Below are 17,468 nucleotides of genomic sequence, written 5' to 3' on the forward strand. Positions count from 1 at the left end.
CGGAGCCCCAGCCGCCGGCGGGCCGGGGCCCGGCCGGCGCCGTCGTCCCTGCTCGGCGAGCGGGTGGCCCGAGCCTTCGGAGGTCCGACGCGCTCCGACCCGAGACGCTCGGGCCGGGGCCCGCAGAGTCTCTCTCACCGCGCTTTGAGCGCGATGCCCTCCAGGTGGTGCGCGACCGTCTCGCACGCGTCGATCGCGTTCTCGAACGCGCCGTAGATGTCCTTCCAGCGGATGACGAACAGCGGGTCGACGCCCTCGTCGAACAGGGACGCGATGGCGTCGCGGCTGATCCGGTCCCCGTCGTTCTCCAGGCGGTGGATCTCGACGAGGGCCGGGCCGAGGTCCGCGCCGCGGCAGAGCGCACCGAGGGCGATGGCGACCTGGTCCCCGGAGTGCACGAGGATGTCGGCGAGCTGCGTCGCCTGGTCCGTCGGCGCCTCGACGCGGTACACGGCGAGCATGTCCCCGGCGGCCTCGGCGTTGTCGACGACGTCGTCGAGCGCGGTGGCCAGGCGGAACCCGTCCTCGACGTCGAACGGCCCGGGCGACCGTCGACCGCTCGCGCCGTTGAGGAGGTGGATCAGGTCGTGGGCGATCCGGTCGCCCTCGTGCTCCTCCGCGACGAGGTCCTTCAGGAGCCCCGTGCCCTCCGGGTAGGTCTTCACGAGATCCCGCAGGAGCCGCGTCGAGCGCTCGATGGTCCTGGCGAACTCCTCGAGGAGGGTGGCGATCGGGGCGTCGATCGAGGGGGCGCGTCGGCCGTCCAGCATTCGACTGCACGCTAGCGGCGCGGGCACCCCGATTGGCCGAGCCGGACGAGTGTTCACACCGCGTTCACGGTCGGTTCACGGTCCGGTAACCGGATCGGCGGGCGGGCGGCGGACACTCGACGTCGATGAGCACGGAGACGCGAGCTGCCGACGCGGCGAGCCCGGGCGGCGATGAGCCGATCCGGATCGCGCAGGTCGAGATCCGCCCGACCGAGGGCCTGGCGGTCGTCGCCGGCCGCGCCGTGGCGCTGTCGGTCCGGGAGTTCGAGCTGCTCTCGGCGCTCGCCCGCCGTTCAGGGCACGTCGTCGCGCGGGAGGAGCTCTTCTCCAGCGTCTGGGGCGGACCGCTCCGCTCCGGCGACCGCTCGATCGACGTCTACGTGCACAAGGTCCGCCAGAAGCTCGAGGCCGCATCGCCCGGCTGGAGCTTCATCCACACCCACATCGGGTTCGGCTACCGGTTCTCCCCGGAGCCGATGGCGTGACCCTCCGATCGCGCTGCGCCGCCCGGGCGGCGCACGAACGATCAGCAGATCTTCCCGCCGGCGGCCCTCCGGGCCGCTGTCCCCCCGCGAGGTCGTCGTCGAGAACCGACGGCAACGCGTTTTTCACATCCGTTTCACACCCCGACCACCGTCGAGTAACAGGATGGGCAGCGAGCGCTGCCAGCCTCCTCGGCGTCACGTTCTGAGCAATCAAGGAGACCACGTGCGCACTCGTACGTTCGCCGCGTTCGGCGCTTCCGCCGTCCTCGCCCTGGGAGTCGCAGCTTGCGGCTCCGACGACAATTCCGACAGCACCAGCACGTCCGGCGGCTCCAGCAGCTCCACGCCGGCCGAGACCTCCTCCGTCAAGTTCTCCGGCGCGATCAACGCCGGCGGCTCGACCTTCGCCAAGCCCGTGTACGACACGTGGGGCTCGAAGAACAAGGCCGGCGGCCTGAGCTTCAACTACGCCGGCACGGGCTCCGGCGCCGGCATCGCCGGCGTCACCGACGGCACGCTCGACTTCGGCGGCTCCGACTCCGCCACGGACGACGACGAGCTGAAGGCCGCCGAGAAGAAGAACGGCACCGTCCTGAACATCCCGATGTTCTTCGGCGCCGTCACGGCCTCGTACAACGTCGAGGGCGTCAAGACCGGCCTGAAGCTCGACGGCGAGACGCTGGCGAACATCTTCCTCGGCGACGTGAAGACCTGGAACGACAAGCAGATCGCCGACCAGAACCCCGGCGTCACGCTCCCGTCCTCGAAGATCACGGTCGTCCACCGCTCGGACGAGTCCGGCACGACGAAGGCGTTCCTGTCGTACCTCGGCGCGTACTCCAAGAAGTGGGAGGACGGCCCGGGCGTCGACAAGTCCGTCAAGTGGCCGACCGGCACCGGCGCGAAGGGCAACGACGGCGTCGCCGGCGCGATCAAGTCCACGCCGAACTCCATCGGCTACGTCGAGCAGGCGTACGCGCTGAACAACAACTTCACGTACGCGTCGCTGAAGAACAAGGCCGGCAACTACGTCGACCCGACGCTCGAGTCCGTCTCGGCCGCCGGTGACAGCGTCACCGTCCCCGAGGACCTGCGCTTCGCGATCGGCAACGCCGAGGGCGACCAGACCTACCCGGACGCGTCGGCCACGTTCGTCGTCGTCGCGAAGGACCTCTGCAAGGCCGGCAAGACCCCGGCCGTCGCCAAGGACGTCAAGAACTTCCTGACCTACGGCCTCGGTGCCGGTCAGGACGAGGCCAAGCAGCTCGCCTACGCGCCGCTGCCGGACAGCGTGAAGACGAAGGCCCAGGCCGCCGTCGACTCCCTGCAGTGCAACGGGGCGCCCATCGCCGCATCCCGCTGATGACCCCGCGGGCCCTCGGGCCCGCGGACCCCGGATCGTCCGGCCCGTCGCGCATCGCGGCGGGCCGGACGGCCCAGCAGTCGCAGTGACGCCCCGATCACGCCGCAGAGAAGACCACCAGCCGCCGCCATGGAATCCAGCACCGTCAAAGCACCGACCGACGCAGGGGCGCGACTTCGCGACCACCTCGCCCGGACGAAGACCGGGAGCTGGCTCGACCCGTGGGTCAAGGGCGGCCTCACGGCGCTCGCCGGCCTGATCTTCGTCCTGCTCGCGTACTTCCTGATCAAGCTCTTCATCGAGTCCCGCCCGGTCTTCCAGGCCTACGGGGTCTGGGACTTCGTCTCCAAGGTCGACTGGCTCCCGTCGCAGGACACCTACGGCGCCGGCGCCCTGGTGGCCGGCACGTTCATCACCTCGATCGTCGCGCTCGTGATCGGCGTCCCGATCGCCGTCGCCACCGCGCTGTTCGTCACCGAGCTCGCACCCGCCCGCTTCCGCGGCCTGATCTCGGGCACGCTCGAGCTGCTCGCCGCGGTCCCGTCCGTCGTCTACGGCCTCTGGGGCTTCCTGTTCCTCGCGCCGAAGCTCAAGGGCGCGGAGCAGTGGTTCGCCGACACCTTCTCGTTCATCCCGTTCGTCGGGGGCGACGTCTCGCCGGCCAACTACTTCATCACCGGCCTGATCCTCGCGATCATGATCATCCCGATCGTCTCGGCGATCTCGCGCGAGGTCATGGCGACGGTCCCCGCCGACCAGAAGGAGGCGGCCCTCGCCCTCGGCGCCACGCGCTGGGAGATGATCCGCTCGACCGTCCTGCCCTACTCACGCGCCGGCATCGTCGGCGGCTCGATGCTCGGTCTCGGTCGCGCGCTCGGCGAGACCATCGCCGTCGCCATCCTCATCGGCGGCGCCACCGCCGGCGTCGGCGACTCGATCTTCTCGCAGGGCTCGACGCTCGCCTCGGTGATCGCGCTCGAGTTCCAGGAGGCCACGGCCAGCCCGGAGCACCGCGCCGCCCTGATCGGTGCCGGCCTGCTGCTGTTCGGCGTCACGCTGATCATCAACGCGATCGCCCGCGGGTACATCACCCGCTCGGAGGGCCGCCTGGTCCGCGCCGAGAAGGAGGCCAAGGAGGCCGCCGCCCGCGCCGAGCGCGGCGACGCCCCCAAGGGCCCCGGCCTCCTCGCCTCGATCCCGCGCCCGAAGCTCCCGGAGCTCGTGTCGACGCTCGAGGGCCGTCAGCGCGTCGACAAGGTCGCCCGGAGCACCGTCGGCGGCCTGACCGCCCTGGCGATGCTGCCGCTGGCGCTGCTCCTCGGCTTCCTCGTCGTCAAGGGCGGCGGGGCGATCTCGTGGGACTTCTTCACGACCGACCCGACCGGCGCCGCCGGCGCGGTCAGCAACGCCAACCGCTTCCTCGGCGGGGACGCCGCGGCGTCCACCGCGACCCAGGACCTCGGCGGCATCCGCTCCGCGATCGTCGGGTCGCTCGAGGTGGTCGGCATCGCCGCCCTCGTCGTGGTCCCGGTCGGCATCGCCGTCGCGGTCTACCTCGTCGAGTACGGCCAGGGCACGAAGTTCGGCAGCTTCGTCCGCTACCTCGTGGACGTCATGACCGGCGTGCCGTCGGTCGTCTTCGGCCTCTTCGTCTACATCACGCTCGTCGTCTCGCAGGTCGGCGGCGTGCCGTTCGCCGGCTGGAAGGCGTCCGTCGCCCTCGGCCTGCTGATGCTGCCGATCGTCATCAACTCGTCGCTCCCGGTGCTCCGGCTCGTCCCGGCGTCGCTGCGGGAGGCCGCGCTCGCCCTCGGCGTGCCGCGCTGGAAGGTCATCCTCCGGATCGTCCTCCCGACCGCGCTGCCGGGCCTCGTCACGGGCTCGCTGCTCGCGATCGCCCGCGCCGCCGGCGAGACCGCGCCGATCATCTTCACCGCCGGCGTCGCCACGGCGCTGGTGGGCGACCCCAACGGGCCGCTCAACACCCTTCCCGCCCAGATCTACGCCGACGTGACCGCGTCGTCCTCGGCGCAGCACGACAGGGCCTGGGGAGCAGCACTGACCCTCGTGGTCCTCATCCTCCTTCTCAGCCTCGTCGCACGACTCGCCCAGCGCAGGAGCCGCATCTCATGAGCAGCACCGACCCCCAGACCTCCACGCGGACCGACGACGGGATCGCCGACGGCGTGGAGACCCCCCTGCAGACCCCGGCCGCGATCGTCGAGGACCCGAACCAGGGCCCCGCGAAGCCGAAGGCCAAGGCCACCGGCCACGAGGTCGTCCTGAAGGACGTCAAGTCCTTCTACGGCGACAACATGGCCGTCAAGGGCGTCGACCTCGAGTACCGCGCCAACCAGGTGACGGCCATGATCGGCCCGTCGGGCTGCGGCAAGTCGACGCTCCTGCGCTCGATCAACCGCATGCACGAGGAGATCCCGGGCGCGCGCGTCGAGGGCGAGATCCTCCTGGACGGCGTCGACATCAACGCGGACGGCACCGACGTCGTGGCCATCCGCCGGATGGTCGGCATGGTCTTCCAGCGGCCGAACCCGTTCCCGACGATGTCGATCCGCGAGAACGTCGCGGCGGGCCTGAAGTTCAACAAGATCAAGGACGTCAACCACGACGAGCGCGTCGAGTGGGCGCTCCGCGGTGCCGGCCTGTGGGACGAGGTCAAGGACCGCCTGAACGCCCCGGGCGTCGGGCTCTCCGGCGGCCAGCAGCAGCGCCTCTGCATCGCCCGCACGATCGCGATCAAGCCCGACGTCATCCTGATGGACGAGCCGTGCTCCGCCCTGGACCCGATCGCGACGCTGAAGGTCGAGGAGCTCATCCAGGAGCTGAAGACCGAGTTCACGATCGTGCTCGTCACGCACAACATGCAGCAGGCCGCCCGCGTCGGCGACCGCACCGCGTTCATGTACCTCGGCGACCTCGTCGAGGTCGACGAGACGTCGAAGATCTTCACGAACCCCTCGGACACGCGCACCGAGGAGTACGTGTCCGGGAAGTTCTCGTAAAGGGGTATCACCGTTCCCCTACGGGTACGGTCAGCTCTGTGACGACGCGTACGCAATACCGCGAGGAGCTCCAGAACCTCGAGCAGGCCACGCTCGGGGCGCTGGACCTCATCGTGCGGCAGGTCGAGCGGGTGACCGAGGCCCTGGAACAACAGGACGTCGAGCTCGGCACGTTCGTGATCGCGGACGACGACCGCGTCGACGGGCGCTACCTCGACGTCAACCAGGGCGTCCTGTCGCTGTTCGCGCTGCAGGCGCCCGTCGCGGGCGACCTGCGGCTCGTCGCGTCGCTGCTGCACGTGGCGAAGCACTTCGAGCGCATGGGCGACCAGTGCGTGAACATCGCCAAGCTCATCCCGCTGACGGGCAACGACCCGCCCCGGCGGTCGGAGGTCCTCAAGCCGATCATCCGCATGGGGGCCCTGGCCCGCGACGAGGTCGTGCAGTGCCGGCAGGCGCTCGAGCTGCGCGACGTCGACCTGGCGCTGGACATCGTCCGGCGCGACCAGGAGCTCAACGAGCTCAACCGCGAGGTCTTCCGCCTCGCGATCGAGCTCGGCGACGACATCGACACCCGCGAGTGGCTGATGACGATGACGATGGTCGCCCGCGCCTTCGAGCGCATCGGCGACAACGCGGTCGACATCGGTGAGCAGGTCGCCTTCGTGGTGGAGGGCATGTACCCGGAGTTCGGCGACCGCGCGGCGCGGCTGCTGCGGGCGAAGGAGAACGGCACGCCGCCGCCGGCGCCGGGCCGCTCCCCGACGGACGGCTTCTCCGAGGACGGCCGGTCGCCCGACGACGGGTCGTCGGACGCCGGGGACGACCCGCCCGGTTCCTGAGCGCTCCCGCGACGGACCGGGCGTTCCGTCCAGGGTGACGCCGTCACCCTCGTGGCAGAGGACACGAAGGGTGTCCAGTGTCCACACGGAAACAGTTGTGAAGAGGTTGTGTCCGTGGTGGGAAACACGGATCACACGCCCAAGGGGGGTCTACACTCCCCCGGGATGCAGGAGCACTCGACCGCCCCCGCGCCACCCGCGCCGGGCGCCGCCTCCGGGACGACGACCTCGCGCACCCTCCGGGTCGCGTTGATCGACACCGACAGCGGCTTCCTCCACGTCCTCGGCAAGCGCTTCGAGCGCGCCGGCTGGCAGCAGCGCACGCTCGCCAGCCCCGTGCCGGTCGAGGATCTCGTCGCCATGCGCCTCGCGGCCCTCGTGGTCGACGTCCAGGTGCTCGGCCCGCAGGCCTGGGAGTACCTCGAGAAGGTCGCCACCCGCATGCCGGGTCTCGGCATCATCGTCTGCACCGGCCAGTCGAGCGTCGCCCAGCGCGTCCGCGGCCTGCGCCTCGGCGCGGACGACTGGGTCTCGAAGCCCTGCCACCCCGACGAGCTGATGGCCCGCATCGAGGCCGTCGCCCGCCGCCGCCGTCGCGTCGAGCCGCAGGAGGAGCAGCGCCCCCGCGTCACGGGCGAGCTCGAGATCCGCGGCGACCAGTTCCAGGCCTTCGCGCGCGGCGTGTCCGCGGAGCTCACGAAGCGCGAGTTCGAGCTCATCGACCTGCTCGCCGCCGCCGAGGGCCGCGTCCTCGAGCGCGAGGAGATCTACCAGCGCGTCTGGGGCTACGCCATGGCCCGCGGCGATCGGTCGGTCGACGTCTTCGTGCGGAAGCTGCGCCAGAAGCTCGACAAGGCCTCCCCGGGCTGGCGCTACATCCACACGCACTTCGGTGTCGGCTACCGGTTCGCCCCGGAGCCCGAGACGGATCTCGTCGCCGAGCCCGATCGCCCCGCCGGCCGCGTGCGCACCCGCGAGGAGCTCCTCGCGGAGGAGGGCACGTCCGTCAGCGGCGACGACCTCGAAGCCGCGTTCGCCGAGCGCGTCTGAGTCCCGTCGCACGCCCCGGTCGCCCGTTCCGCCCGACGGTGGTGCGGGCACGGGGCCGCGCGGTACAGTGACCGCGTGACGACCAACGTCCGCACCGTCCTGATCATCGTCGCGATCTCCGCGGCGGTCTGGGCGATCCCCTCCGGCCAGGGCAGCGCCCAGGCGGTCGGCAACGCGCTGAGCGCGATCATCCTCGCGGCGATGGTGCTCTTCGGCGTCCGCGCGTACCGCGAGACCCGCGGCCGCGTCGAGACGCTGGGCGACGCCCATCGCGCGCTCCTCTACGCCGGTCTCGGCTGCTTCGTGGTGGCGATGGCCGCCCGGCCGTCGCTCACGAACACGGGCCCGGGCACGCTGCTCTTCATCGTCCTCATCGCGATGCCGCTCGTGATGCTCTGGGCGGTCTGGCAGCGCTGGCGCGAAGTCGCCTGAGCCCGGTCCGCCGCGGGCGGATACGCCACTGAGTCGGTGCAGATCCGGCACGACCGGGGACTGGTCCGGGCACGGGGCCCGGAGCGAGGGTCCCGGGCATGCCCCCGCCCGCACGGCCGATCCCGGCCCCGCACCCGCTCGCCGACGACCGAGGCCAGGGGTCGGTGGAGCTCGTCGCGCTCCTCCCGTTGCTCGCGCTCCTGCTGCTGGCGCTCGTCCAGGCGACGCTCGCCGGGTACGCGGCGTGGTCGGCCGGGACGGCCGCGCGGGCCGGCGTCCGCGCCGCCGCCGTCGGGCGGGACCCCGTGGTGGCGGTCCGCCGTGCCGCGCCGATCGGCGGCCGTGACGCGCGCATCCGCCAAGACGGGGACACCCTCCGGGTCCGGCTCCGCGTCCCGTCCGTCCTGCCGGTGTCGTTCGGCACGGTCGGCGGCAGCGCGCACCTGGAGTCGCAGCGATGAGCTCCGCGACGTCCACCGGACGGGCGACGGTCGGCCGCGTGCCGGCGCTCCGGGGCGGTGAGGCCGGCCAGGCGTCCGTCGAGGTGGTCGCGATCGCCCCGGTCGTGGGCCTGTTCGTCGTCGGGCTGGCGCTCGCGCTCCAGGCGCACGCGGCGGGCGAGGCCGCCGGCCTCGCGGCCCACGCGGCCGGGATCGCGGTGATGCAGGGGCGGGATCCGAAGGCGGCGGCCCGCGAGGCGGTGCCGGACGTCGACCGCGACCGCCTGCGCGTGACCGTCGACGGCGGCACCGTCCGGGTGTGGGTCCGGGCGTCCGGTCCACGGGCGCTGGTCGCACCGTTCGACGCCGATCGGCGCGTCGTCGCCCGCCCCGTGGGAGGCCGCTGATGCGCGTGTTCGACGGCCTGCGCCGGACCCGGCTCGCGGCGGGTGACGGCCGCCAGGGTGGCACCCACCCCGGCCACGAGGACGAGGACGCGGTGGCCGGCGGCGTGGTCCGCGACGCGCTCGAGGACGACGCCTTCCCGGTCGTCGAGCACGCGGCCGAGGGCCTCGCGGTCGTCCTCGCGCCGGCGGACCGGGCGCTGCTCGCGGGAGCCGCCGTCGCGGCGGAGCGGGTGCAGCGCGGCGGTGCTCCCACCCTCGCGCTGTGGGACCCCCGGCGCACGTGGGACGCCGGGGAGTCGGCGACGAGCACCGGGCGCTCACGCCGCGCGGCGCTCGCGGCCGAGGCCTGTGGCGTCCGGGCGGTGGCCGTCGGGCGCACGGTCCGCGTCGTCCTGCCCGACGACGACGTCGAGGCCGTCGCCGCCGCCGAGCGCCTCGAGCTCGTGGACGGCGTGGGGCCCGTGGTGCTCGTGATCGCAGGCCCGTGGGGCGCACCGTTCCTCGGGCCGATCGAGCGCGCCGGGCGCGTCCACGCCGACGGCGGCCCGGCGGCGCTCCGGGCGTGCTCCGCCACGCTGGCCCGGCACGGGGTGGACGTCGTCCCGGTGCCCACCGCCACGGGCCCGGTCGCACGGTCGCTGCTGCGGGCGGGGTGGGTCGGGCGCTCCCAGCTCTCCGGGAGGGGCGGGAACGACTCCGGGCAGTCGCTGCCCTTCGTCCTCGGCGCCCTGCTCGTGGCGATCGTCCTCGCCGGGGTCCTGGGGGCGGTGGCCTCCGCGATGAGCGGCCGCGAGGAGCGCCAGCGGGCCGTCGACGTCGCGGCGCTGGCGGCCGCGGACCGCATGCGCGCGGACTGGCCGGCGCGCGCGAGCCTCCCCGCCACGATGGGCATCGACCGCTACCGCGACCGGGCCGCCGACGCCGCGAGGCGTGCCGCTCGGGCCAACGGGATCGACGACGTCGACGTCGACTTCCCCGACCCGGAGGCCGACGACGCCGGCCCGCTGACGGTCCGCGTCCGCTCGGCGGGGCGCGCGCACGTCGCCGGCGTCCCACTCGGCACCGGGGCCGAGGCGACGGCCGAGCTCTCGCCGCCGGCGCTCCCCGAGGCCGCGACGACGGGCGACGAGTACCGCGGGCCCCTGGCGAAGCGGGACGGCAAGCCGATGCGGCCCGACGTCGCGCTCGCCTACGACCGCATGGACGCCGCCGCCACGCGCGCCGGGCATCCCCTGTCGGTGACCAGCGGCTACCGGTCCAACGCCGAGCAGGCGAAGCTGTTCGCCGCCCATCCCGACCCGAAGTGGGTGGCGCGCCCCGGGGCGAGCCTGCACCGGATGGGCACCGAGCTCGACCTCGGCCCGCCCGGGGCCTACGGCTGGCTGGCGGCCAACGCGACGCGGTTCGGCTTCAAGAAGCGGTACTCGTGGGAACCCTGGCACTTCGGGTTCGTCCGGGAGACCGGGTCCGCCCACGTCGCCGAGCAGGGACGCAACCCCGCGGCGCCCGCGCAGAAGGGGACGTTGCCGCCCTGGGTGCCGCAGCAGTACCGGGCGACGATCCTGGCGGCCAGCATCCGGTTCAAGGTGTCGGCGGCGCTCCTGGCCGCGCAGCTCAAGCAGGAGTCCGGGTTCGATCCGCGGGCGCGGTCCGGCGCGGGCGCTCAGGGCATCGCGCAGTTCATGCCGGGGACGGCCGCGGCGGTCGGGTTGCGCGACCCGTTCGACCCGGCGCAGGCGATCCCCGCGCAGGCGAGGCTCATGTCCACGCTGCTGCGGCGGTTCGGGTCGGTGCAGCTCGCCCTGGCGGCCTACAACGCGGGGGAGGGCAACGTCGCCCCGTGCCAGTGCGTCCCGCCGTTCCCCGAGACCCGGCACTACGTCGCGACGATCATCGCGCTGATGCGGGGCTACGACCCGACGGGCGGGCTGGCGGACGTCTTCACCATCCGCCTGGTGCGATGAGGACGGCCGGACCCCCGCCCGCAGGGGCGCCCCGGAGCGCACGACGACCCACCGTCCGGAACGCCCCTGCGGACCGGGGTCGTCCGCATGCCCGGCGTATCCTGGGACGGATGGCATCTCGCTCCACGGACGCGGACCGCACGGCGCGGCTCACGACCCAGCGCCGGGCCCTCCCGGACGGCCCGGGCGTGTACCTGTTCCGGGACCGCGGCGGCACCGTGATCTACGTCGGCAAGGCGATCTCGATCCGCAAGCGGGTCGCCAACCACTTCAACAACTCCGTCACCCGTGGCGCGGTCGAGATGGTCGACGTCATCGACGACATCGAGTTCGTCCTCGTCTCGAGCGAGACCGAGGCGCTCCTCGTCGAGAACGGGTTCATCAAGCAGTACCAGCCGCAGTTCAACATCCGGCTGCGCGACGACAAGTCGTACCCCTACATCTGCGTCACGCTCAGCGAGGAGTATCCGCGGGTCTACTCGACGCGCGAGAAGCACCGCCCCGGCTACCGCTACTTCGGGCCGTACTCCAACGCCAAGCGCGTCCGGAACACGCTGGAGATCCTCGGCCGGCTGTTCCAGTACCGCACCTGCCGCGGGCTCGAGCCCGGCCGCCGGTCCGGTTCGCCGTGCCTCGATTACCACATCGAGCGCTGCACGGCCCCCTGCGTGGACTACGTCAGCAAGGCCGAGTACCGCGACCAGATCGACGGCGTGATGACGTTCCTCGCGGGCCGGTACCGCGAGATCGAAGGCGCGATCGAGACCAGGATGAAGGAGGCCGCGGCCGAGCAGGACTACGAGCGCGCGGCCCGCGAGCGCGACCGCCTGCAGTCCGTGCGGTCGCTGCTCGAGCGCCAGCGGGTCACGAGCGACAGCATCGGCTCGCTGGACGCGATCGCCGTCACCGTCGAGGGCGACGACGCCAACGCCCAGGTCTTCCAGGTCCGCGACGGATCGCTCGTCGACCGGCAGTCGTTCTACCTGACCGGGGTGGCCGGGGAGGCCCTCGCCGCACGGGCCGAGGCCCTGGAGGCCGCGACGGCGGACGACGGCACGGCCCCGGACTCCGGCGCCGCGAACGGCACGGCCCCGAACGCCGCGGCCGCGGAGGGGACCGCGGGGCCCGAGGCCGACGACGACCCCGACGAGGAGGCCGTCCCGTTCGACCCGGTCGAGCGCGGCGGGTTCACGGCGCAGCTTGCTGCCGACGACGCGGTCGTCGCCGAGGTCCTCGAGCAGTTCCTCCTGCGGTACTACGCCGGCGCCGTCGTGCCGCCGGCGGTGCTCGTGCCCGACGCCGTCAAGGACCACGCACCGCTGACCGCGGCGCTCGCCGAGATCCGGGGCAAGAAGGTCGACGTCATGACCCCGCAGCGCGGCGACCGGCGTCGCATCCTCGACATGGCGATGCGCAACGCCGAGCTCGCCCTCGGCCAGGAGCGACTGCGGGCCGAGCGCAGCCGCGAGCAGCGGTCCGGGGCGCTCAGCGACCTGCAGGAGGCCCTCGGACTGGAGCGCCTGCCGATGCGGGTCGAGTGCTACGACATCTCGCACACCATGGGCACCGAGACCGTCGCGTCGATGGTCGTGCTCGAGGGCGGGATGCCGGCGAAGGAGCACTACCGCCGCTTCGTGATCCGCGATCTGGAGGACGGCACCCCCGACGACTTCCGGTCGATGAACGAGGTCCTCCGGCGCCGGATGGCGCAGTGGACGGGGCAGCAGGAGAAGGGGCTCGACGAGCCGAACCGCGACGCGTCGTTCGCCGCCCTGCCGGACATGATCGTCATCGACGGCGGCAAGGGGCAGCTGTCCGCGGGCATCGGGGCGCTCGAGACGTTCGTCGAGCGCGGCGTCGCTGTCGTGTCGCTCGCCAAGCGGATCGAGGAGGTCTTCCTGCCCGGCAGGAGCGTCCCGGTGGTCCTCGGGCACGACACGCCGGGGCTCCAGATGCTCCAGCGCGCCCGCGACGAGGCGCACCGCTTCGCGATCACCCACCACCGCGGACGCCGCGACAAGAAGCTCACGGCGTCGGTGCTCGACGACCTCCCCGGTGTCGGGCCCGCCCGGCGCAGGGCGCTGATCCAGCACTTCGGCTCCCCGGACGCCGTCGTCAACGCGAGCCGCGACGAGCTCGAGGCGACGCCCGGCCTGCCCGGGAAGCTCGCCCGCGAGATCTACGTGCAGCTCCACCGCGGCGGCTCCTGAGCCGCCGGCTCCGGCGTGCCCGCTCCACCGCGTCGCGGCCGGGCGTCCGCTCGGGGCGCCCGGTCCCGGCGGGCGCGTGGTGAACACCGGAAACCGGTCCGCCCCGACCCCGGCGCGCCCGCCCCGGCCCGGCCGTCCCCGACGACCGTCCGGGACGTCGGTGCGTGGCGTCGCGAAAGGGCCTTCCTCCTATAGCCTCAGACGTCTTCCCAGGTCTCCCGGTGCGACGGTCGCCGCGGGGGACCTGCGTCGTTTCCTGCATCGCACCCTCGACTGGACCAGAAGGACGGCTTCATGACCGTACGCGTCGGCATCAACGGCTTCGGCCGCATCGGCCGCAACGTCTTCCGCGCCGCCAAGGCATCGGGCGCAGACATCGAGTTCGTGGCGGTCAACGACCTCACGGACCCGAAGACGCTCGCCCACCTCGTCAAGTACGACTCGCTGCTGGGGCCGTACCCGGGCACGGTCGAGGCGACCGGCGACGGCATGGTCGTCGACGGCAAGGAGATCAAGATCTTCGCCGAGCGCGAGCCCGGGAACATCGACTGGGCGTCCGTCGGCGCGCAGGTCGTCATCGAGTCGACCGGCTTCTTCACGGACGCGGAGAAGGCCAAGGCCCACATGACGGGCGACGTCTCCAAGGTCATCATCTCCGCCCCGGCGAAGAACGAGGACATCACGCTCGTGCTGGGCGTCAACGACGACCAGTACGACAAGGAGAAGCACCACGTCATCTCCAACGCGTCGTGCACGACGAACTGCCTCGCGCCGTTCGCCAAGGCGATCAACGACGCGGTCGGCATCGAGCACGGCCTGATGACGACGATCCACGCGTACACGGGCGACCAGCGCCTGCTCGACGCGCCGCACAGCGACCTCCGCCGTGCCCGCGCCGCCGCGACGAACCTGATCCCGGCCTCGACCGGCGCCGCCAAGGCCGTCGGCCTCGTCCTGCCCGAGCTCAACGGCAAGCTCTCCGGCTTCGCCGTCCGCGCCCCCGTGCCGACCGGCTCGGTCGTCGACCTGACGATCCGCACCGCGAAGGACACGACGGTCGAGGAGATCAACGCCGCCGTCAAGGCCGCCGCCGACGGTCCGATGAAGGGCATCCTCGCCTACACCGAGGACCCGATCGTCAGCTCCGACATCACGACGGACCCGCACAGCTCGATCTTCGACTCGCTGCTGACCGTCGCGCTCGACGGCCGCCTCGTGAAGGTCGTCTCCTGGTACGACAACGAGTGGGGCTACTCCAACCGCGTCGTCGACCTCGTCGGCCGCGTCCTCTAGCCGACCGAGTACCGAAAGCCCGGCGCCCGCGACCACCGCGGGCGCCGCGCGTTCCGCCCCGAACACCCGACGAACGAGCCCTTCCGCCGCATGACGCCCGACGCCGCCACCACGCCCATCCGCACCCTGGAGGGTCTCGACGTCCGGGGGAAGCGCGTCTTCGTGCGGGTCGACTTCAACGTCCCGCTCAGCGGGCCGGCTCCTGCCGACTCGAACGCGCCGGACGAGGTCATCACGGACGACACCCGCATCCGCGCGGCCGTCCCGACGATCGAGAAGCTGCTCGCCGACGGCGCGGCGCTCGTCCTCGCCGCCCACCTGGGCCGGCCGAAGGGCGTCGACCCGGCGCTGTCGCTCGCGCGGGCCGCGGCCCGCCTGCAGCAGCTGCTCGGCGAGTCCGTCACCCTCGCCCCGGCCGTCGTCGGCGACGAGGTCACCGCCGCGGCCGCGGCGCTCGAGCCCGGCGTCCAGGGCAAGCGCGTCCTGATGCTCGAGAACGTCCGCTATGAGGCGGGGGAGACGAAGAACGACCCCGAGCTCGCGAAGGCCTTCGCGGCACTCTCCGACGGCGTCTTCGTCAACGACGCGTTCGGCGCCGCGCACCGCGCGCACGCCTCCACCGAGGGCGTCGCCCACTACGTCGAGCAGTCGGCCGCCGGCCTGCTGCTGCAGGGCGAGGTCGAGACCCTCGAGGGCATCCTCGAGAACCCCGGCCGGCCGCTCGTCGCCATCGTCGGCGGCGCGAAGGTGACCGACAAGATCGGCGTCATCGACGCGTTCCTCGACCGCGCCGACACGGTGCTGATCGGTGGCGCCATGGCGTTCCCGTTCTTCAAGGCCCAGGGCCACGACATCGGCTCGTCGCTGTGCGAGGAGGAGGGTGTCGAGCCCGCCGCCCGCGCGCTGCGCGACGCCGAGGCCAAGGGCTGCCGCCTGCTGCTGCCGAGCGACCTCTCGCTGGGCAAGGAGTTCTCCGCCGACACCGAGCAGCAGGACCTCGACGGCGTCGACACGCCCGACGGCTGGATGGGCCTCGACGTCGGCCCGAAGACCGCGCAGGCGTACCGCGAGGAGATCCTCTCCGCGGGCTCCGTCTTCTGGAACGGCCCGATGGGCGCGTTCGAGCTGGCGCCGTTCGAGCCCGGTACCCGCACGGTCGCCGAGGCCGTCGCCGAGACGAAGGCCACCACCGTGGTCGGCGGCGGCGACAGCGCCGCGGCGCTCCAGCAGTTCGGCCTGGGCGACCAGGTCACCCACCTCTCCACGGGCGGCGGCGCGTCGCTCGAGCTGATCGAGGGCAAGACGCTCCCGGGCGTCGAGGTCCTCCGCGGCTCCTAGCCGCACCCGCACCGTCCTCTGGACGGCGCGCCCGAAGCACCACCGCCACCGCACCCACGAAACCACCGAGGTCCTCGATGTCCCGCACCCCGTTCGTCGCCGGCAACTGGAAGATGCACAAGACGGTCGCCGAGGCCGAGGAGTTCATCACCGCGCTGCTGCCCCTGGCCGGCGCGGTCGACGACGTCCAGATCGGCGTCTGCGTCCCGTTCACCGCGATCCAGGCCGTCGTCGACTCGACGCGCGGCTCCTCGATCGAGGTCTACGCGCAGAACGTGCACGAGGCGGAGAAGGGCGCCTACACCGGCGAGATCTCCCTCGCGATGCTCGACGAGCTCGAGGTCCACGGCGTCGTCGTCGGCCACTCCGAGCGCCGCCAGTACTTCAACGAGACCGACGCCGCACTGCGCGCCAAGGTCCCGGCGATCCTCGCCGCCGGCCTGACGCCGATCCTCTGCTGCGGCGAGAGCGACGCCCAGCGCGAGGGGAACGAGACCGAGGCCGTGCTGCGCACGCAGGTCGTCGAGGGCCTCGCAGACGTCGCGGACGAGGACCTCGCGAAGGTCACGATCGCCTACGAGCCGATCTGGGCGATCGGCACCGGCAAGGTCGCCACCCCGGAGCAGGCGCAGGAGACGTGCAAGTACGTCCGCTCCCTCGTCGCCGAGCGCTCGCAGGAGGCCGCCGAGGCCATCCGCATCCAGTACGGCGGCTCCGTGAAGCCCGGCAACGCCGCCGAGCTCCTGTCCCTCCCCGACGTCGACGGTGCCCTCGTCGGCGGCGCGGCGCTCGAGGCCGACTCGTTCGCCGGGATCATCGAGGGCGCCCGCGCATGAGCGACGCGCCGTCGGTCGCGCTCGTCATCCTCGACGGCTTCGGGCTCGCGCCCGACGGGCCGGGGAACGCGGTCTCGATCGCGAAGACGCCGACGTTCGACGGCCTGTGGGAGCGGTTCCCGCACGCGCAGCTGATCGCGTGCGGGCCCGCGGTCGGCCTGCCGGAGGGCCAGATGGGCAACTCCGAGGTCGGCCACCTGAACCTCGGCGCCGGCTCGGTCGTCAAGCAGGACCTGATGCGGATCGACGAGGCCGCGCGCGACGGCTCGATCGGGCAGATCGAGGCGATCCGCCGCGCGCTGACCGGCGACGCCCCCTCGGGGGACGACGACGGCGCCGCCGGGTCCCAGGGCACGGCCCCGGACCCCGCCTCCGCGACCGACCCGGGCGCCGGCCGCCGCGTCCACCTGATCGGCCTCGTCTCCGACGGCGGCGTGCACTCGTCGATGGAGCACCTCCACGCGCTGATCCGCGCGGGGGTCGACCAGGGGGTCTCCGACCTCGTCGTCCACGCCTTCACCGACGGGCGCGACACGCTCCCGACCGGCGGCGCGGGCTACCTGCAGACGGTGCAGGACTGGGCCGCCGAGGCGTCGACCGACGCGACGACCGTGCGCATCGGCACCGTCGTCGGGCGCTACTTCGCGATGGACCGCGACCAGCGGTGGGACCGGGTCCAGCAGGCGTACGACCTGCTCGTCCACGGCACCGCGTTCCACCACGCCGACACCGCCGTGCAGGCCGTGAAGGACGCCTACGACCGCGACGAGACCGACGAGTTCGTCGCCGCGACCAGCGTCGGCGACGAGGCCACGATCCGGCCCGGCGACGCCGTGATCGTCACGAACTTCCGGCCCGACCGCGTCCGGGAGATCACCCGCGCGCTCGCCGAGCCCGGCTTCACCGAGGTCGACCGCGGCGAGGTCGAGGGCCACGCCGCCGGCGATCCCGTCGTCGCGACCTCCGACTACGTCTGCATGACGACGTACAAGGCGGACTGGCCGTACCCGGTCGCGTT

The 17,468-nt window shown here is 72.8% G+C and carries 15 protein-coding genes and 1 pseudogene; 15 read left to right on the plus strand and 1 reads right to left on the minus strand.

Features of this window, described 5'->3' with window-relative positions:
• Positions 1–134: 134 nt before the first annotated feature.
• Entirely contained in the window at positions 135–770 is a 636-nt protein-coding gene (locus PATMI_RS0115465; RefSeq protein WP_051471746.1) for a DUF47 domain-containing protein, read from the minus strand.
• A gap of 125 nt (positions 771–895) precedes the next feature.
• On the opposite strand from PATMI_RS0115465, the gene PATMI_RS30565 reads away from it, so the two are divergent.
• The 15 genes and pseudogenes from PATMI_RS30565 to PATMI_RS38785 form a co-directional block, all read left to right on the plus strand.
• On the plus strand, positions 896–1,255 hold the full coding sequence (locus PATMI_RS30565; RefSeq protein ID WP_051471749.1) for a winged helix-turn-helix domain-containing protein: 360 nt from the start codon (positions 896–898) through the stop codon (positions 1,253–1,255).
• Positions 1,256–1,478: 223 nt separating this feature from the next.
• Positions 1,479–2,618, plus strand: a complete 1,140-nt coding sequence (gene pstS, locus PATMI_RS30570) for a phosphate ABC transporter substrate-binding protein PstS (RefSeq protein WP_051471751.1) — start codon at positions 1,479–1,481, stop codon at positions 2,616–2,618.
• A gap of 129 nt (positions 2,619–2,747) precedes the next feature.
• Positions 2,748–4,751, plus strand: a complete 2,004-nt coding sequence (gene pstC / locus PATMI_RS34730) for a phosphate ABC transporter permease subunit PstC (RefSeq protein WP_051471753.1) — start codon at positions 2,748–2,750, stop codon at positions 4,749–4,751.
• Complete coding sequence (pstB, locus tag PATMI_RS0115485; RefSeq protein ID WP_084269986.1) at positions 4,748–5,638, plus strand: phosphate ABC transporter ATP-binding protein PstB; 891 nt, start codon at positions 4,748–4,750, stop codon at positions 5,636–5,638. The genes pstC and pstB overlap by 4 nt, the downstream gene beginning before the upstream one ends.
• Positions 5,639–5,676: 38 nt before the next feature.
• Entirely contained in the window at positions 5,677–6,480 is an 804-nt protein-coding gene (gene phoU, locus PATMI_RS30585; RefSeq protein ID WP_084269987.1) for a phosphate signaling complex protein PhoU, read from the plus strand.
• 165 nt (positions 6,481–6,645) lie between these two features.
• Entirely contained in the window at positions 6,646–7,530 is an 885-nt protein-coding gene (locus PATMI_RS34735) for a response regulator transcription factor (RefSeq protein WP_084269988.1), read from the plus strand.
• Positions 7,531–7,605: 75 nt separating this feature from the next.
• Positions 7,606–7,962, plus strand: a complete 357-nt coding sequence (locus tag PATMI_RS0115500; protein WP_026911542.1) for a hypothetical protein — start codon at positions 7,606–7,608, stop codon at positions 7,960–7,962.
• Between the two features lie 98 nt (positions 7,963–8,060).
• Positions 8,061–8,423, plus strand: a complete 363-nt coding sequence (locus tag PATMI_RS30595; protein ID WP_036725967.1) for a TadE/TadG family type IV pilus assembly protein — start codon at positions 8,061–8,063, stop codon at positions 8,421–8,423.
• Positions 8,420–8,809, plus strand: coding sequence for a hypothetical protein (locus tag PATMI_RS0115510; RefSeq protein WP_026911543.1), 390 nt, complete (start codon positions 8,420–8,422; stop codon positions 8,807–8,809). The genes PATMI_RS30595 and PATMI_RS0115510 overlap by 4 nt, the downstream gene beginning before the upstream one ends.
• Positions 8,809–10,773, plus strand: coding sequence for a lytic transglycosylase domain-containing protein (locus tag PATMI_RS34740; protein WP_051471757.1), 1,965 nt, complete (start codon positions 8,809–8,811; stop codon positions 10,771–10,773). The genes PATMI_RS0115510 and PATMI_RS34740 overlap by 1 nt, the downstream gene beginning before the upstream one ends.
• A gap of 110 nt (positions 10,774–10,883) precedes the next feature.
• Positions 10,884–12,983 carry an excinuclease ABC subunit UvrC gene (gene uvrC, locus PATMI_RS35990; protein WP_084269989.1) on the plus strand — a complete coding sequence of 700 codons (2,100 nt, stop codon included), beginning with the start codon at positions 10,884–10,886 and terminating at the stop codon, positions 12,981–12,983.
• Positions 12,984–13,277: 294 nt separating this feature from the next.
• Positions 13,278–14,276: a type I glyceraldehyde-3-phosphate dehydrogenase gene (gene gap, locus PATMI_RS0115525; RefSeq protein WP_026911544.1), complete on the plus strand. Its 999-nt coding sequence runs from the start codon at positions 13,278–13,280 to the stop codon at positions 14,274–14,276.
• Between the two features lie 90 nt (positions 14,277–14,366).
• Positions 14,367–15,614, plus strand: a complete 1,248-nt coding sequence (locus tag PATMI_RS0115530; RefSeq protein ID WP_036725970.1) for a phosphoglycerate kinase — start codon at positions 14,367–14,369, stop codon at positions 15,612–15,614.
• Positions 15,615–15,691: 77 nt separating this feature from the next.
• Entirely contained in the window at positions 15,692–16,450 is a 759-nt protein-coding gene (gene tpiA / locus PATMI_RS0115535; protein WP_026911546.1) for a triose-phosphate isomerase, read from the plus strand.
• Positions 16,447–17,382: pseudogene (locus PATMI_RS38785) on the plus strand (2,3-bisphosphoglycerate-independent phosphoglycerate mutase); the annotation flags it as partial. The gene tpiA and the pseudogene PATMI_RS38785, both read left to right, overlap by 4 nt.
• Positions 17,383–17,468 lie beyond the last annotated feature (86 nt).

The sequence above is a fragment of the Patulibacter minatonensis DSM 18081 genome (assembly GCF_000519325.1).
GTDB classification, from domain to species: domain Bacteria; phylum Actinomycetota; class Thermoleophilia; order Solirubrobacterales; family Solirubrobacteraceae; genus Patulibacter; species Patulibacter minatonensis.

Excerpts from the sequence above, each read along its gene's own strand:
- PATMI_RS0115465 (WP_051471746.1), bottom strand. The coding sequence starts at position 770 with ATGCTGGACGGCCGACGCGCCCCCTCGATCGACGCCCCGATCGCCACC.
- PATMI_RS30565 (WP_051471749.1), top strand. The coding sequence starts at position 896 with ATGAGCACGGAGACGCGAGCTGCCGACGCGGCGAGCCCGGGCGGCGAT.
- pstC (WP_051471753.1), top strand. The coding sequence starts at position 2,748 with ATGGAATCCAGCACCGTCAAAGCACCGACCGACGCAGGGGCGCGACTT.
- pstB (WP_084269986.1), top strand. The coding sequence starts at position 4,748 with ATGAGCAGCACCGACCCCCAGACCTCCACGCGGACCGACGACGGGATC.
- PATMI_RS34735 (WP_084269988.1), top strand. The coding sequence starts at position 6,646 with ATGCAGGAGCACTCGACCGCCCCCGCGCCACCCGCGCCGGGCGCCGCC.
- PATMI_RS30595 (WP_036725967.1), top strand. The coding sequence starts at position 8,061 with ATGCCCCCGCCCGCACGGCCGATCCCGGCCCCGCACCCGCTCGCCGAC.
- PATMI_RS0115510 (WP_026911543.1), top strand. The coding sequence starts at position 8,420 with ATGAGCTCCGCGACGTCCACCGGACGGGCGACGGTCGGCCGCGTGCCG.
- PATMI_RS34740 (WP_051471757.1), top strand. The coding sequence starts at position 8,809 with ATGCGCGTGTTCGACGGCCTGCGCCGGACCCGGCTCGCGGCGGGTGAC.
- uvrC (WP_084269989.1), top strand. The coding sequence starts at position 10,884 with ATGGCATCTCGCTCCACGGACGCGGACCGCACGGCGCGGCTCACGACC.
- gap (WP_026911544.1), top strand. The coding sequence starts at position 13,278 with ATGACCGTACGCGTCGGCATCAACGGCTTCGGCCGCATCGGCCGCAAC.
- PATMI_RS0115530 (WP_036725970.1), top strand. The coding sequence starts at position 14,367 with ATGACGCCCGACGCCGCCACCACGCCCATCCGCACCCTGGAGGGTCTC.
- tpiA (WP_026911546.1), top strand. The coding sequence starts at position 15,692 with ATGTCCCGCACCCCGTTCGTCGCCGGCAACTGGAAGATGCACAAGACG.